14 protein-coding genes and 1 pseudogene are annotated in these 15,540 nt (G+C 36.4%); 7 read left to right on the forward strand and 8 right to left on the reverse strand.

Going from position 1 to position 15,540, the window contains the following annotated elements; all coding sequences use genetic code 11:
* Both ACZZZA_RS05540 and ACZZZA_RS05545 read right to left on the reverse strand, forming a co-directional pair.
* A complete protein-coding gene (locus tag ACZZZA_RS05540; RefSeq protein WP_463430195.1) occupies nucleotides 1-462 on the reverse strand; it encodes a gliding motility lipoprotein GldH in 462 nt (153 codons plus the stop codon).
* Nucleotides 455-1,915 carry a PSP1 domain-containing protein gene (locus tag ACZZZA_RS05545; protein WP_463430196.1) on the reverse strand — a complete coding sequence of 487 codons (1,461 nt, stop codon included), beginning with the start codon at nucleotides 1,913-1,915 and terminating at the stop codon, nucleotides 455-457. Before ACZZZA_RS05545 ends, ACZZZA_RS05540 begins: the two co-directional genes overlap by 8 nt.
* Nucleotides 1,916-2,195: 280 nt before the next feature.
* Between ACZZZA_RS05545 and ACZZZA_RS05550 the strand changes: the two genes are divergently transcribed.
* The 6 genes and pseudogenes from ACZZZA_RS05550 to ACZZZA_RS05575 all read left to right on the forward strand — a co-directional run bounded on the left by ACZZZA_RS05550 (nucleotide 2,196) and on the right by ACZZZA_RS05575 (nucleotide 8,786).
* Nucleotides 2,196-3,434 carry an OmpP1/FadL family transporter gene (locus ACZZZA_RS05550; RefSeq protein ID WP_463430197.1) on the forward strand — a complete coding sequence of 413 codons (1,239 nt, stop codon included), beginning with the start codon at nucleotides 2,196-2,198 and terminating at the stop codon, nucleotides 3,432-3,434.
* 9 nt (nucleotides 3,435-3,443) lie between these two features.
* The gene (locus tag ACZZZA_RS05555; RefSeq protein ID WP_463430198.1) at nucleotides 3,444-4,880 is read left to right on the forward strand and encodes a G-D-S-L family lipolytic protein; all 1,437 of its coding nucleotides are present in this window, start codon (nucleotides 3,444-3,446) and stop codon (nucleotides 4,878-4,880) included.
* A gap of 84 nt (nucleotides 4,881-4,964) precedes the next feature.
* Nucleotides 4,965-5,903 (forward strand): ribose-phosphate pyrophosphokinase, encoded by a 939-nt coding sequence (locus ACZZZA_RS05560; RefSeq protein WP_463430199.1) that lies wholly within the window; start codon nucleotides 4,965-4,967, stop codon nucleotides 5,901-5,903.
* Nucleotides 5,904-5,958: 55 nt separating this feature from the next.
* Entirely contained in the window at nucleotides 5,959-6,606 is a 648-nt protein-coding gene (locus ACZZZA_RS05565; protein ID WP_463430200.1) for a 50S ribosomal protein L25/general stress protein Ctc, read from the forward strand.
* A 215-nt stretch (nucleotides 6,607-6,821) separates the two neighbouring features.
* A pseudogene (locus tag ACZZZA_RS05570) lies at nucleotides 6,822-8,041 on the forward strand (aminotransferase class V-fold PLP-dependent enzyme).
* Nucleotides 8,042-8,153: 112 nt separating this feature from the next.
* The gene (locus tag ACZZZA_RS05575) at nucleotides 8,154-8,786 is read left to right on the forward strand and encodes an NAD(P)H-dependent oxidoreductase (protein WP_463430201.1); all 633 of its coding nucleotides are present in this window, start codon (nucleotides 8,154-8,156) and stop codon (nucleotides 8,784-8,786) included.
* Between the two features lie 146 nt (nucleotides 8,787-8,932).
* On the opposite strand, the gene hemE is transcribed toward ACZZZA_RS05575, so the two are convergent.
* The 6 genes from hemE to hemA all read right to left on the reverse strand — a co-directional run bounded on the left by hemE (nucleotide 8,933) and on the right by hemA (nucleotide 14,271).
* Nucleotides 8,933-9,964, reverse strand: a complete 1,032-nt coding sequence (hemE, locus tag ACZZZA_RS05580) for a uroporphyrinogen decarboxylase (protein ID WP_463430202.1) — start codon at nucleotides 9,962-9,964, stop codon at nucleotides 8,933-8,935.
* A 26-nt stretch (nucleotides 9,965-9,990) separates the two neighbouring features.
* Complete coding sequence (locus tag ACZZZA_RS05585) at nucleotides 9,991-10,689, reverse strand: uroporphyrinogen-III synthase (protein WP_463430203.1); 699 nt, start codon at nucleotides 10,687-10,689, stop codon at nucleotides 9,991-9,993.
* Between the two features lie 131 nt (nucleotides 10,690-10,820).
* Nucleotides 10,821-11,483 (reverse strand): peptidoglycan recognition protein family protein, encoded by a 663-nt coding sequence (locus tag ACZZZA_RS05590; protein WP_463430204.1) that lies wholly within the window; start codon nucleotides 11,481-11,483, stop codon nucleotides 10,821-10,823.
* A gap of 6 nt (nucleotides 11,484-11,489) precedes the next feature.
* The gene (locus tag ACZZZA_RS05595) at nucleotides 11,490-12,065 is read right to left on the reverse strand and encodes a DUF1287 domain-containing protein (RefSeq protein ID WP_463430205.1); all 576 of its coding nucleotides are present in this window, start codon (nucleotides 12,063-12,065) and stop codon (nucleotides 11,490-11,492) included.
* Nucleotides 12,066-12,101: 36 nt separating this feature from the next.
* Nucleotides 12,102-13,010 carry a hydroxymethylbilane synthase gene (gene hemC, locus ACZZZA_RS05600; protein WP_463430206.1) on the reverse strand — a complete coding sequence of 303 codons (909 nt, stop codon included), beginning with the start codon at nucleotides 13,008-13,010 and terminating at the stop codon, nucleotides 12,102-12,104.
* Entirely contained in the window at nucleotides 12,997-14,271 is a 1,275-nt protein-coding gene (gene hemA, locus ACZZZA_RS05605; protein WP_463430207.1) for a glutamyl-tRNA reductase, read from the reverse strand. Before hemA ends, hemC begins: the two co-directional genes overlap by 14 nt.
* A 227-nt stretch (nucleotides 14,272-14,498) precedes the next feature.
* On the opposite strand from hemA, the gene ACZZZA_RS05610 reads away from it, so the two are divergent.
* Nucleotides 14,499-15,524 (forward strand): rod shape-determining protein, encoded by a 1,026-nt coding sequence (locus ACZZZA_RS05610; RefSeq protein ID WP_129535330.1) that lies wholly within the window; start codon nucleotides 14,499-14,501, stop codon nucleotides 15,522-15,524.
* The last annotated feature ends 16 nt before the right edge of the window (nucleotides 15,525-15,540 follow it).

Genomic DNA, 15,540 nt, shown 5'->3' on the forward strand with positions numbered 1-15,540 from the left:
TTACGGTTTAGCCGTTTCTACTTTTATACCTAAGTCTTCGATTCCCGGAAGATTGTCGTTTCGCATGGCCTGCAATACTCCAATTTCATAAGTTCCTTTAGCCGGGAATTTATAATTTGTTTTATATTGAAATAATGTTTCTTTCGTTTCTCCAAAACCTGTACCCAGCCATTCACCATTTGGTTTTGCCAAAATGTAATTCAAGGTATCAACCTGGGCAATCTTGCTTTTTTGGTTTTTAAAATTAACAATAAATCTGATATTGCTGTAAGGATATTCATTATTATTCCTTACCACAAATATAATATTTTTAGGATTTTGAGGATCTGTGATTTCGAGTTTAAATTTTTGTTCAGCTTTCTTACTCCATTTATTATCAACAGAGTTCATAATAACATCTTCACCGGAAGTGCTGCATCCGATTAAAAAAGAAAGCATTATTATCCCTAAAATTCTATGCATTGTTATCTTTTTTGGGAGGAAATTTCTTTTTAAACTTCTTTTTTGCAGGTTGCGCTTTCTGTTCAGGATTTACATTAGCCTCTGCATTTTCCAACTGAACCTTTGGTTGCTGCGTTGGCTGTTGCGGCCTTGGCTGTCTTTGATTTGGGTTTTGGTTAGGATTAGGTTTTGCATTGGGATTTGTATTTCTCGGTCTTTCAGAGTTTGCTGGTTTATCAGTTGCAGGTCGCTCTGCTTTTTGAGGTCTGTCATTTCTGTCAGTCCTTTCCGGGCGATCTTTTCTTGGTCCCTGATTGTTATTCGGTCTGGGTTGATGTGGGTTTTGATTCTGATTAGGATTTCTGCTTTTATTATAACCTCCTCTGTTTTTCTTCTCAAATCTGTCTACACTGTTCTCCTGAATAAGATCTACACTTGGTAAAGCAATATCCGGTACTTTCAGCTCTTCAAGCGGAAGTATTTTTTCACCTTTTTTATTTTGTGCAATCAGTTTTTTAACTAAATCGATATCGAAATCGTACCAAGCCATTGAACTGTCAACGTAAGCAAACCACATTTTCTTTTTGAAAACGTCAATTTTAATACAAAAAGCTCTTCCTTTTTCAGTGTCAAGCATTGTTGAAGACGACGGAAAATGACTTAATGCATCCAGATAACTGTCTAATTCATAGTTCAGACAACATTTCAGCTTTCCGCATTGTCCAGCTAATTTTTGAGGATTGATGCTTAATTGCTGATATCTTGCAACGTTGGTGTTCACAGATCTGAAATCTGTTAACCAGGTTGAACAGCACAATTCTCTTCCACATGAGCCAATTCCTCCGATTTTTGCGGCCTCCTGTCTGAAACCGATCTGTTTCATATCGATTTTAGTTCTGAACGTTCCGGCAAATTCTTTAATCAACATTCTGAAATCTACACGACTGTCTGCTGTGTAGTAAAATGTTACTTTTGATCCGTCGCCCTGATATTCCACATCCGTGATCTTCATTTCAAGACCTAATCTGTGAGATATTTTTCGGGCGTCAACTTTTACGATTTCTTCCTTTTTTCTTGCTTCCTGCCAAATTTCAATATCTTTCTGGTTAGCTAATCTGTATATTTTAAGGGGGTCTTCAGTTGAAAATCTTTTCTTTTTCATCTGAATTTTTACCAATTCTCCTGAGAGACTTACCACACCTACATCATGTCCGGGGCTAGATTCTACTGTTACTACGCTACCTATATGTAAAGGGATATTGTTTACATTTTTATAAAATGATTTTCTGTCATTTTTGAATCTAACTTCCACAAAATCACATCGGTTAGATGCGGGGTTTTGTACGTTAGATAACCAATCGAAAACACTTAATTTATAACTATTACCACAGGTATTTACACTTTCACAGCCATTCGCGGATTTCGTTCCGCAAGAATGTGCAGAATCGCCGGATGTTTTGCATCCACAACTCATATATTATAATTTATTTAATCTTGCAAATTTATTGATTTTTATCTTTACACAATTCCAAATATAGTAAATCTTTATTTTCTTCAATGTTTAAACTTAAACGTCAGCATTTATAGTTAATTATTTTTGTGAGTAAAGTGTTTATAAATAGTCACTTAGTTGTTGAATTATCAAAAGTGTTATTTTAAACATAATTTTCTTTTGTCGGTTTGTTTAAAATGTTAAGAATAATTAACACTTGTAGTCAAAATAATTTTATATTTGGATTATATAATATATGTCTATGAAAAAAATATTAGTATCAACTGCTTTATTGGCTGGGGTTCTATCTTATGCAGGAGGCTTCAGGGTTTCATTGCAAGGGGTAAAGCAATTGGCGATGGCACATACCAGTGCTCATGCTGAAGATGCGAGTGTTGCATTCTTCAATCCTGCAGGTATGTCATTCATTCCGTCTAAACTGAGCATTGTTGCAGGAGGTTTTGGAGCAAGTAATAAAGTTACTTTTCAAAATTTAAATACACTGCAGAGTACAGAAACTGATAATCCTATCGGAACACCTATTTATGCTGCGATTGCGTACAAACCAATCGATAAATTATCCATCGGTTTCAGTTTCACAACGCCTTTCGGAAGCACTATTCAATATCCTTACGATTGGGAAGGCAGAGAAATGGTGCAGAAATTAGAATTGAAAAGTTTCTACTTTCAGCCGATGGTGTCTGTAAAAATGGCTGATTGGTTGGCTTTTGGAGCAAGTTATATTTATGCAAAAGGACAGGTAAACTGGGATAAAGCGGTGACACAATTCGGAGGAACAGTTAATATCAACGATGAAAAGGCAAGTGGTCACGGCTATGGTTTTGGTTTCTATTTCAGACCCGATCCTAAGTTTGATATGAGTATCGCTTATCGTTCTCCGGTTGACATGAAAGCTAAAAAAGGAACCGCTACATTTACTGTTCCTGCACAAAGTACGGTTAATGGTTTATTAGGCTTGAATTCGGCTGGACAGGATGGTTTTACTGCAACTTTGCCTTTAGTTGAAGAATATACCATTGGTCTAACTTATAAAGTAACCCCAAAGTGGTTAATTTCGGCAGACTTTAATTATCACGGTTGGGAAAGATACAGTAAGCTGACATTAGATTTTGCCAATGCCCCGATCGGTAATCAGGCAGATCCTACAGTGCTTGTTGCTCCTAAAAATTTCAGAAACTCGAAAACTGTGAGATTAGGAACTCAATATGCATTTACCAATATGATATTTGGCCGTCTAGGTGCTTACTATGATGAGTCTCCTTATACGGATGAAAACTTCATCCCCGAAACACCTTCTTTCGATTCTTTCGTGCTTACAGGCGGTTTAGGATTTAAAATGAAACAATTCGGAGTAGATGTTGCCGGTGGATATGTAATGCCACAGAGCAGAGATGTGAAAAATGAATATCTTGGTTTTTATGGTCAGGCAAAAGCTAAAGCATTTTATGTTGGTTTAGGTTTATCTTACAATCCTTTTTAATTGAATAATATGAAAAAAATAATAATATCAACATTGGCTGTTTCGGCATTGTTTTTTACAACAAGCTGTGAAACAGATTTTGATACAGACGTACAAGACATCGTTGTGACCAAAGGTGAAGCAGATTTTTCAAGGTTTATTTCTTTAGGAAATTCACTGACTTCAGGATACAGAGACGGAGCGTTATATTCTGGTGGACAAAACGAGTCTTTTCCAAGTATGATCGCAATGCAGATGAAGCTTGCCGGAGGAGGAGATTTTAAACAACCTTTGATGCCTAATAACGTCGGAGGATTTATTGGTTTACCCGGTTTTCCAGGAAAACTCGAGCTTAAAATGGTGAATGGATCATTGAGTCCGGTGCCTAATAATCCAGCTGCTGCTTTAGATAATGTAATTTCTGGTGCGCCATACCAAAATATGGGAGTTCCTGGTGCTAAAGTATCTCACTTATTAGCTCCGGGTTATGGTAATCCGGCTGGTCTTCCTTTAGGACTTGCAAATCCTTATTTTGTAAGATTTGCTTCTTCTACTACCGCTTCGGTTGTTGGGGATGCATTGGCTCAAAACCCAACTTTTGTTTCTTTATGGATTGGAAATAATGATGTTTTAGGATATGCAACCACAGGAGGAGACGGAACAAACCCTATTACTCCGGTAGACGGTGCAGTAGGCGTAGGATTTACGAATACGTATACTGCTTTGGTTAGTGCCGTATTTCCTGCAGGTACTACAAGAAAAGGTGTGGTTGCGAATATTCCAAACGTAACCAATGTACCATTCTTTACAAGAGTTCCGGCAATGCCTCTTACTAATCTTACAGATGCACAAGTTACCCAACTGAATGGAGGTTATGCAGCATACAATGCAGGATTAGCACAGGCAAAAGCTTTAGGAGCAATAAATGATGCCGAATATCAAAAAAGATTAATCAAATTTACAGCCGGAGCAGTTGCTAATGGTGCAGTAATCGCAGATAAAGACTTGGCAACGGTTCCAGGTTTGCCAAAATACAGACAAACCACAGCTAAAGATTATATTCTATTGACAGCAAGCGCAGTACTTACTCCTCAAGCTGGTGGTGGTACATCTGTACCTTTGGAAGATAAATTGGTTCTTACAGAAATGGAGGCTGCCAAAGTTTTAACGGCAACGGCTTCTTATAATACAACAATCAAATCTCTGGCAGATTCTAAAGGTTTGGCATTTGTTGATATGAATGCTAAAATGATAGAACTAAACTCTAAATCAGGAATTTCTTGGAACGGAGTGAGATATACAGCAACATTCGTTACAGGAGGAGCGTTTTCATTAGACGGTGTACACCTTACTGGTAGAGGATATGCTATTGTTGCCAACGAATTTATAAAATCTATCAATGCAAAGTATAAATCTACTTTACCCCAAGTGGATCCTAATAAATACTCAGGCGTTACATTCCCATAAAAAAGGGAAAAAAATAAAAATGGAAACCACAAGACTATTCTTGTGGTTTTTTTTTAAATTTGCAAAATCTTTTAAAAAGTAAAAATGGCCGATCAACAAAGTTATCTGTTTTCGACAAGAACCAGCAAGGATCTTGCAGAAAAAATTGCCCAATACTATGGCAAAGCATTAGGAAAAATCAACTTTCAGGAGTTTAGTGATGGTGAATTTGAACCTGTTTTAGACGAATCTGTAAGAGGCGGGAGAGTTTTCCTTATCGGATCTACATTTCCACCGGCAGACAATCTTTTAGAACTTCTTCTAATGATTGATGCCTCAAAAAGAGCTTCTGCAAAAAGCATTACTGTAGTTCTTCCTTATTTCGGGCTTGCAAGACAAGACAGAAAAGATAAACCCAGAGCTCCTATCGGAGCAAAATTGGTCGCAAATCTTTTAACGGCTGCCGGAGCCACAAGAATCATGACGATGGATCTTCATGCAGATCAAATTCAAGGATTCTTTGAAATTCCTGTAGATCATTTGTATGCTTCTACGATTTTTGTAGATTACATCAGAGATATGAATCTTGATAATCTTACCATAGCGTCTCCGGATATGGGAGGTGCAAAAAGAGCTAAAAACTACGCAGGTCACTTAGGAGCAGACGTTGTAATTGCTTATAAAGAAAGAAAAAAAGCGAATGTTATAGAAGAAATGTTCCTTATCGGAGATGTGGAAGGTAAAAACGTAATCCTGATTGATGACATGATTGATACCGCAGGAACACTTTGCAAAGCTGCAGATATTTTAATGGAAAAAGGAGCAAAATCTGTAAGAGCAATGGCTACTCACGGTGTGCTTTCCGGGAAGGCTTATGAGAACATTGAGAACTCACAATTGCTGGAAGTGATTGTAACTGACTCAATTCCTGTAAAAACTAATTTGTCATCTAAAATAAAAGTGCTATCTTGCGCCCCATTATTTGCTGACGTTATGAAGATGGTGCATGAGCATCAATCAATTAGCAGTAAGTTCGTTATCTAATTGGTAATAAACTGTTTGCGAATTAAAATCAAAACAAATTTTTAAATTTTTATAAATGAAATCTATTACAATTCAAGGTACAAAAAGAGAAAGCGTGGGCAAAAAGTCGACAAAAGCTTTACGTGATGCTGAATTAGTTCCTTGTGTTGTTTACGGAGGTGGCGAGCCATTGAACTTCTCTGCATTAGAGAAAGCGTTCAAAGGGTTGGTGTATACTCCTGAAGCACACACGGTATCTATTGAAGTTGACGGTCAGGTAATTCCTGCAGTTCTTCAAGATATTCAGTTCCACCCGGTTACAGACAAAATTCTTCACGCAGACTTTTATCAATTATCTGACGATAAGCCAGTAGTTATGGAAGTTCCGGTAAGATTAACAGGTCGTTCTAAAGGTGTGGTAGCTGGTGGTGTTTTACGTCAGTCTTTCAGAAAGTTGAAAGTAAAAGCTATTCCTGCAAACTTGCCAGACGAAGTAGTGGTAGATATCACTGCATTAAAGATTGGTAACAAACTTTATGTAGGAGGTCTTAAAGCGGAAGGTTATTCATTCGTGCACCCAGACAATGCAGTAGTAGTTGCTGTTAAAATGTCTAGAAATGCTGCTAAAGGTGGTGCATTGGTTGATGATGACGAAGAAGAAGTTGTAGCTGAAACTGAAACTGAAGGAGCTGCTCCTGCATCAGAAGAAGCAACAGCTCAGTAAGAATTTTCTTAATCATAATACTAAAACCTGTCAATTTCATTGGCAGGTTTTTTTACGGCTACACTAAAAAGCCAGGACCGAACATTTGTAATTTTTATTAAATATTTAGTAGTAAACAAAATCAAATCCTGACTTCAATCAACATCCATCAAATTAAAATGTCGTAAATTTGAAGTGTTCTAAATAAGAACATTGAATAATAAAAATTGTAATAAATGTTTGACATTCAGGAAATAAGAAGTCAGTTTTCTATATTAAACCAAGAGGTAAACGGTAAGCCTTTGGTTTATCTAGACAATGCAGCAACGTCGCAAAAACCAAATTCAGTTTTAGAAGTTTGGAATCAATATTATACAGAAATCAATGCCAATGTGCATAGAGGAATTCATACATTGAGCCAGCTGGCAACCGAAGAAATGGAGCTTTCGAGAAGAAAAATTCAGAAGTTCATCAATGCAGAACATGATTTTGAAGTTATTTTCACAAAAGGTACAACAGAGGGAATCAACCTCATCTCCTATATTTTAACTCAAAAGCTTAAAAAAGATGACGAGATTATCATTTCTTATCTCGAACATCACTCCAATATCGTTCCGTGGCAATTGCTGTGCGAAAGAACAGGGGCTAAGCTCCGCGTCATCCCACTTGATGAAAACGGAATTCTGCAGCTTGATTATTTAGATACATTTTTGAGTGAAAAAACAAAAGTAGTATCTGTGAACCAGGTTTCTAACGCATTGGGAATTATTAATCCGATTGAAGAAATTATCGCCAGAACAAGAGCTCATTCTGATGCTTATATTGTTATTGACGGTGCTCAATCGGCTCCGCATTTTAAAATTGATGTTCAGGCTTTAGATTGTGATTTCTTTGTTTTTTGGGCCACAAAATGTACGCTCCGATGGGAACCGGTATTTTGTACGGTAAACAGTCAATTCTTGAAGATCTTCCACCATTCCACGGAGGTGGAGAAATGATTGCAGTTTGTTCCTTTGACAGAACTACTTATGCAGGTTTACCCTTTAAATATGAAGCAGGAACTCCAAACGTGGGCGGAAATATCGCTCTTGGTGCAGCTGTTGATTTTATCAATCATTTAGGTCACGAAAATATTCAGCAGCATGAAAATGCTTTGTTAGAATATGCTCAAAAACATCTTTTAGAAATTGAAGGTTTAAAAGTGTATGGCGAAAAAGCAAACAGAACAGGAGTTGTTTCTTTCAATCTTGAAGGAGTGGGAATTTCTTCTGACGTAGGAATGATTCTCGATAAAATGGGAATTGCGGTGAGAACCGGACATCACTGTACACAACCGATTATGGATTTCTTTGATATTGCGGGAACGGTAAGAGCAAGTTTTGCAGTTTACAATACATTTCATGAGATTGATTTGTTGGTAGAAGGTGTAAAAAAAGCGAAGAGAATGCTGTCGTAAAAGATAATGTAATAGTAATTGTTACATTATAGATTTTAACAATATTTCAAATTTTAATTTGTGGTATCTTTTTCATTTGATTTGAATTAATTTTGCCCCGTAAAATAAAATTATGGAATTATTAGAAAAATTAAACTGGAGATACGCTACAAAAGCGATGAACGGGCAAAAAGTTCCTCAGGAGAAAATAGATAAAATTTTAGAAGCAGCAAGATTAGCGCCTACATCAAGCGGCTTGCAGCCTATTGAAATTATTGTGATCTCTAATCAGGAAATTAAAGAGCAAATAAAACCTCATGCCTGGAATCAGCCGCAGATCACAGATTCTTCCCATTTGTTGGTGTTTGCAGCTTGGGACAATTACACGGAGGAAAGAATCAATGCTATGTTTGATCTGACCAACGAAATTAGAGGTTTCAAAAACGAGGGCTGGGAAAACTACAGACAGCAGTTATTGGCTATGTACCCGCCGCGAACGGCAGAAGAAAACTTTACACATGCATCAAAGCAGGCGTACATTTCTTTTAGTGCGGCGATTATTGCAGCAGCTTATGAAGGAGTAGACTCTACACCGATGGAAGGTTTTTCTCCTGAAGAGGTTGATAAAATTTTAAACCTAAAAGAAAAAGGACTGAAAAGCGTTTTGCTTCTACCTTTAGGCTACAGAGATGAAGAAAATGACTGGTTGGCAAACTTGACGAAAGTAAGAAAATCAAAAGAAGATTTCATTACAGAGATTAACTAATCATTTATTGATAAAGAAAACCCTTTCAGCTTTTTGTTGAAAGGGTTTTTTATGGTATTTAAATATCATTCCGTATAAGAATTGCGGCAATGTTTTAAGATAGCTTAGATTTCCCCGGAATTTTATCCGGAAAAAAGCTTAAACAATTAATTATTAGGTTTCCAATCCACAACCGCTCTGATAAATGCTTCCGCATTTTCCAAAGGAATATTTGGTAGAATTCCGTGACCGAGATTCGCAATATATCTGTCTTTACCGAAACGATTGATCATTTCGTTCACCATTTTTTTGATGGTTTCAGGAGTAGAATGTAATCTTGCGGGATCAAAATTCCCTTGTAAAGTCATCGTGTGATTCGTTAATGTTCTTGCCAATTCCGGCTTGATAGTCCAGTCAACACCCAAAGCGGAAACAGGCGACATCGTCATATCTTCTAATGCAAACCAGCATCCTTTTCCGAACACGACAACATGAGTTAACGGAGCTAAAGCTTCAACAATCTGGCTGATATATTTCCAGGAAAATTCCTGATAATCCTGTGGAGAAAGCATTCCGCCCCAAGAATCAAAAACCTGAACGGCAGAAACACCTTTTTCAACTTTTCTTTTTAGATAAGCAATCGTAGTATCTGTGATTTTCTGCAACAATAAATGGGCAGCTTCCGGCTGCTGGAAACAGAAAGATTTAGCAATGTCAAAAGCTTTGCTGCCTTTTCCTTCCACGCAGTAGCAAAGCAGTGTCCAAGGTGAACCTGCAAAACCAATCAATGGAATTTCGTTGTCTAATTTAATTAATGTTAATTCGATAGCATCAAAAACATATCCTAAAGTGTCATTCACATCCGGAACAATCACATTCTGTACATCTTCCATTGTTCTGATCGGTTTATCCAACCACGGACCTACGTTTTCTTTCATTTTAAAATCAATTCCCATTGCCTGAGGAACCACCAAAATGTCGGAAAATAAAATCGCAGCATCCAGAGGATATCTTCTGATCGGCTGAACGGTGATTTCTGAAGCCAATTCCGGAGTCTGACATCTGGTAAAAAAGTCGTATTTGTCACGTAGTGCAATGAACTCGGGTAAATATCTTCCTGCCTGTCTCATCATCCAAACCGGCGGTCTTTCTACGGTTTCTCCACGAAGTGCTTTTAAATATAGGTCGTTTTTAATCATAATATAAGTTGATAATTGTTGGCTTTTCAATTGATTGCTTCAAGATTATTGTTCTTTAAAGCATCTTTGATAACCAACAACAGGTTTGATAAAGTATTTTTTCTGCTTGTAAAAATCTCAGATTTTGTATGCATTCTTAACTCTTTTGAGGTCGTTTCTCCGATTGAAAAAAGAGCTACATTTTCTAAAGAATTATTTTTCGCAAAACTACGAACTCCACTTGGGCTAAAAAAAACTATTGCATGATATTTTTCAGTTATTACAGGATAGATTTCTTTTGTACTGTAAACAGTCACTTTTTTGTAGGCGATATTTTGAAGCGGAAGTTTTCTGTCTAAAACATCAATCGCCAGATTTCCGCAGAAATGAATAAATTTCTCGTTCTGGCAATGATCAATGATGAATTTTGAAAGGGTATCAGCATTTTTTAAAACTTTAAAAGTTCCGAAACCATTTTTTCGAAGTTCTCTTTTTGTTTTTTCACCAACGCAGTAGATTTTATTGTAATTTTTTGCTGCAAAATCTTCATTGGGTTTAAACTGATTTTCAAAAAAAGATTTTACACCGTTCGAGCTTGTAAAAATCAAAGAGTAATTTTTTAAATCAAATGCTTCAACCTGCAGATTTTCGATATGAATAACCTCAACACATTCAGCCGAAATACCGTTTCCCAATTCTTTGGAAAGTATTTCTGAATCTATGTTTTTGGTAAATAAAATGTTCATTTTCTAAATCTTACATTTAAATAAGAATAAAATTTTAACGCAAAGTCCCTAAAGACTTTTTTTAACTACTAACTGTTAAGTTCGCTAAGGCGTTTCACTTAACAAAGATCACAAAGTTTTTAAAAAAGGAATTAATTACTCGGCTTATCTTTTAATTTTAAATCAGCGACCTGAATTCTTACTTTGCTCATGAAGTCTTTTCCGGGATCTTCTTTTCCTGTAAAATATTTTGGGTCAGATTCTTTCCAAAGTTTTGAATTTCTGAAAACTCCGTACTCTGAATGACCGATTAAGTATTCTATTTTATATTTTTGAGTTAAATATCTCACTAACTGTGCGTTTGCTGCAACTTGTTTTTCTGTAAGCGGTTGTTTTTTACTGCCTATATTTTCAATTCCGATGGCGCAGTAATTCAGTCCGATGGTGTGTCTGGCAAACAGATTGGGTTCCATCAATTGATAAATGGTTCCGTCTCGGTCAACAATATACTGTGAAGAAACATTGAGTGTACTTTGTTTTTTTAAAGTATTTCTGGCACTTTCTAAATGAGTATTGTTGAAATATTTAAAATTACTTTCAACAGTTCCGCCTGCTGTGTAATGCAGAACAATCATTTTCGGAACAATCGTCGCCGATTTTTGAATCAAACCGTGGTGGTCTTTCAGATATTCTAAGCTGAGACGAATTCTCTGTTCTGAATAATTGATGGGTTTATTAATCACCTTAAAATCAATCTTCTGTGCAAAAGAAAAATTTAATATCAATAAAAATAAAGTGCAGATAAAATTCTTCATGAATAATTATTTCGGATATTGATAATGCCCGGTAATTGTAAATTTAAACAGGCAATCTTCAATTACTTGTCCGCCACCGATGTTGTGAACGATCAGATATCTTTTTCCGTCAGCCGATTTTTTATTGACTACAATTCCGATGTGGGTCAAATTTCCCGGCAAAAGCCATGTGACAATATCTCCGGGAGCATACAAAGCAGGATTTGTTTCAATAGATTTTGAATTCCCGAATTTTGCAAAGAAAACTCTCAGATTGGGAACTCTGCGATGGTCAATATTCGTATCTGGTCTTTTCAGACCCCAGTTTTTAGGATATTTAGAAAAGTTTTTCTTCATATCTTCATGCACTTCCTTTTGTAAATCAATTCCGAGTTTTCTGTACGCTCTGATAACAACATCGGTGCAAACACCTTTGTCCGCCGGAACATCACCATTTGGATATTTGATTGAAAAATAAGCGGGATCGTAAGTGACTTTGTTTTTTGTTAAACTCAAAGCCGCATCAGAAAGTTTCTGAGAAAACTGAGCTTGTGCTGTAAAAACAAAAACCAACATGACAAGTATGGATAAATACTTTTTCATTGATGTAAAATCTGGAATTTAATAATTTTAAATCAGTTAAAGCTGGCTTTTAATCTCTGCCATCAATTCTCTTCCTCCGTTTTCTAAAACGATGTTGGCAAATTTCTCTCCAAAATTCTCTTCTTCATTATACTCAAAACTTTCGTCGATGCCGATGTAGTTTTTCCCGTCAAGTGAGCAAAGTGCCCCTTTGAAGCGGATTTGATTTTCAATCTTCTCTGCAAAAGCACCGATAGGAGCAGTACACCCGCCTTCTAATGTGCTCAGGAAATTTCTTTCCATTTCTACACAGATTTGCGTTTGTTGATGGTTAATTGATTTTAAAATTTCATTGATTTCCGGCTTTTCAGAATGTCCCACAACGGCAATCACACCTTGGGAAGCTGCAGGAATCATTACGGGAAGCATCTCGTAATTGATGTCCATTTTCATTCTTTTGATTCCGGCTAAAGATAATATGGTTGCGTCAAAATCCTGTTCTTCCAGTTTTTGAAGTCTTGTCTGTATGTTTCCTCTGATGTCAGAAAATTCTGTATTAGGATAATGTTTTAACCAAAAAGCCCGTCTTCTCAAACTGCTTGTTGCCAGCTTCAGTTCGTGAAATTCTTTATCTTTCGCAGATTTTCTTCTGATCAGAACGTCTTGCGGAAAATCTCTTTCAAGATGCGCAATCAATTCTATGTTGTGAGGTAATTGCGTAGGGATATCTTTTAAAGAATGTACGGCAATATCAATTTCGTCGTTTAATAAAGCTACATCCAGGTCTCTTGTAAAAACACCGGTAATTCCTAAAGAATAAAGTGGCTGATTGAGATTTTTATCACCTGAAGAAACGATTGGAGTAATCTCTGTGAGGTAATTGTTGTTTTGCAAATGCCTGGCTACTTCTCTGGCCTGCCAAAGTGCAAGTGCCGAATTTCGGGTTCCTATCCTAATGCTTTTCATTGAATTCGTTGTTTGGTTGTTCAACTAATATTTCGTGCATTAATTTACTAATTTCTTCGGCTTTGAGAGGATTATCGATGATATATTTTGCAAAACGATTGGTAATTTTCTGAATCATCTTCTCAGAAAGCTCCATGTCGTTGATATTGATGTACTTATTTTTTCTGTAGAAATTGTGCATTTCGTTGCGTTCCATATTTTTTAAGACCGCTTTGAAATGGTGGATATTGGGTGCCAGTTTTCTCTTTTTCTCCCATTCCAGGAAGTCTTTGGTCATTTCCTTGATGATTTTTTCTGCTTTCGGAATTTCTTTTTCCCTTTGCTGAATGGTTTGCTGAATTTGTTTTGAAAGCTCATCAACATCAATTAATGTTACATTTTCAATTTCAGAAACATTTTTGTCTACGTTGTGAGGAATGGAGAGATCAATCACCAAAGTTTCCCTCCCGTTTTGGAAATGAGATGCATTGATGATAGGAGTTTTAGCTCCTGTTGCCACAATTAAGATATCGGTATTTTGTAATTCTTTATCAAAATTGGCATAATCAACATGCGGAATATGGTATTTTTCAGAAATTTTCTCTGCAGTTTCCTGAGTTCGGTTGGCTATTTTTATTTTCGGCTGATAAACGTGTTTTACCAGATTTTCTACGGTGTTTTGTCCGATCTCGCCCACGCCAAGAAGTAAAATATTCTTTTCGTTCAGCTTCTTCTGATTATTTAAGATATAATGAACGGCAGCATAAGAAACCGAGGCGGCTCCGTTTGAAATAGCAGTTTCATTTTTTATCCTTTTCGAAATCTGGATTGCAGAGTTAATCGATCTTTCCAAAAATGGATTTGAGTTTTGTCTTTCTTTTTTAAATCTTGCGTAAGCTTTTTTGATCTGCCCGATGATTTCAAAATCTCCGATGATCTGGCTTTCCAATCCTGCTGCCACTCTGAATAAATGATTCAGTGCTTCTTCTTTTGTTAAAATATTGGCGAACGGCAAAAAGTCTGAAAGATTAACACCAATAGTTTTGCAGTATTCTTCAGCGACAAAAAGATAATTGGATGTGGTCGTATAAATCTCGGTTCTGTTGCAGGTAGAAACCACAAACGCATCCCCTAAATTTTCATCATGAATTCGGGTGACAAAGTTTTTAATATTTTCATCGAAAAATGCAAATTTCCCTCTTGTTTCTACATCGGCTTTCTCATAACTCACAGAAAGCACAGCGAAATTTGACGTCTGATGTGTATTGGAATACTGTATCATAATCAGTCGCAAATTTAAGTATTTTTAAATTAAACTCCTGCTGATATTGTATATGATAAATATCGTAAAAACCTATAAATTAATAAGTAATTATTACTGCAATAAGTAAACAAAACTTAAATCGAAGTTTAGAATTTTAATAAAATTTTAACCAAATTATATTAAGTATATTATTCATTAGTAGTCTTTAAATTTATATCTTTGTAAACTTAAATCAGGACAAAATTATGAGTATATTCGATATGTTTACGCAAGACATTGCGATAGACCTTGGAACTGCCAACACGCTTATCATCCATAACAACAAAATTGTTATAGATCAGCCTTCAATTGTCGCAATTGAACGTTCTACAGGTAAGCCGATAGCGGTGGGTGAACAGGCAAAACATATGCAGGGTAAAACCCATGAGGATATCAAAACAATCCGTCCGTTGAAAGATGGTGTTATTGCAGATTTCCATGCTTCTGAGCATATGATCAAAGAATTTATCAAAAAAATTCCGGGGATCAAAGGGAGATTTATCCAGCCTGCTTTAAGAATTGTAATCTGTATTCCATCAGGAATTACTGAAGTTGAAAAAAGAGCGGTAAGAGATTCTGCTCAGAAAGTAAATGCTAAAGATGTAAGGTTGATCTATGAACCAATGGCTGCTGCAATAGGAGTTGGTATTGATGTTCAGAAACCTGAAGGTAATATGATTATCGACATAGGCGGTGGTACTACAGAAATTGCAGTTGTGGCTTTAGGAGGTATTGTTTGTGATAAATCGGTAAAAATTGCAGGTGATGTATTTACTAATGATATTGCTTATTTCCTGAGAACTCACCACAATCTTTATATTGGTGAAAGAACTGCTGAAAGAGTAAAAATAGAAGTAGGTTCTGCGGTTGAAGATCTTGATGTTGACATTGAAGATATTCCGGTGCAAGGTAGAGACCTTATTACAGGTAAGCCAAAAGAAATTATGGTTGGCTACAAAGAAATTGCCCGCGCTTTAGATAAATCAATCATCAGAATCGAAGATGCAGTAATGGAAACACTTTCTCTTACGCCTCCGGAATTGTCAGCCGATATTTACAAAACAGGTATTTATCTTGCTGGTGGTGGTGCTTTGTTGAGAGGTTTGGCAGACAGACTTCACAAGAAAACAGGGCTTCCGGTTTTTGTGGCTGAAGATCCTTTGAGAGCTGTTGTACGTGGTACAGGTATCGCACTTAAGAATATGGATAAATTCAACTTCTTAATCAAATAATTTTAACTTTTACGAC

Source organism: Chryseobacterium sp. AC405b, from assembly GCF_979258685.1.

Coding starts and splice junctions, on each gene's coding strand:
- ACZZZA_RS05585 (WP_463430203.1), bottom strand. CDS start 10,689: ATGAACATTTTATTTACCAAAAACATAGATTCAGAAATACTTTCCAAA.
- ACZZZA_RS05550 (WP_463430197.1), top strand. CDS start 2,196: ATGAAAAAAATATTAGTATCAACTGCTTTATTGGCTGGGGTTCTATCT.
- ACZZZA_RS05560 (WP_463430199.1), top strand. CDS start 4,965: ATGGCCGATCAACAAAGTTATCTGTTTTCGACAAGAACCAGCAAGGAT.
- ACZZZA_RS05540 (WP_463430195.1), bottom strand. CDS start 462: ATGCATAGAATTTTAGGGATAATAATGCTTTCTTTTTTAATCGGATGC.
- ACZZZA_RS05555 (WP_463430198.1), top strand. CDS start 3,444: ATGAAAAAAATAATAATATCAACATTGGCTGTTTCGGCATTGTTTTTT.
- ACZZZA_RS05575 (WP_463430201.1), top strand. CDS start 8,154: ATGGAATTATTAGAAAAATTAAACTGGAGATACGCTACAAAAGCGATG.
- hemA (WP_463430207.1), bottom strand. CDS start 14,271: ATGATACAGTATTCCAATACACATCAGACGTCAAATTTCGCTGTGCTT.
- ACZZZA_RS05545 (WP_463430196.1), bottom strand. CDS start 1,915: ATGAGTTGTGGATGCAAAACATCCGGCGATTCTGCACATTCTTGCGGA.
- hemE (WP_463430202.1), bottom strand. CDS start 9,964: ATGATTAAAAACGACCTATATTTAAAAGCACTTCGTGGAGAAACCGTA.
- ACZZZA_RS05610 (WP_129535330.1), top strand. CDS start 14,499: ATGAGTATATTCGATATGTTTACGCAAGACATTGCGATAGACCTTGGA.
- ACZZZA_RS05595 (WP_463430205.1), bottom strand. CDS start 12,065: ATGAAAAAGTATTTATCCATACTTGTCATGTTGGTTTTTGTTTTTACA.
- ACZZZA_RS05590 (WP_463430204.1), bottom strand. CDS start 11,483: ATGAAGAATTTTATCTGCACTTTATTTTTATTGATATTAAATTTTTCT.
- hemC (WP_463430206.1), bottom strand. CDS start 13,010: ATGAAAAGCATTAGGATAGGAACCCGAAATTCGGCACTTGCACTTTGG.
- ACZZZA_RS05565 (WP_463430200.1), top strand. CDS start 5,959: ATGAAATCTATTACAATTCAAGGTACAAAAAGAGAAAGCGTGGGCAAA.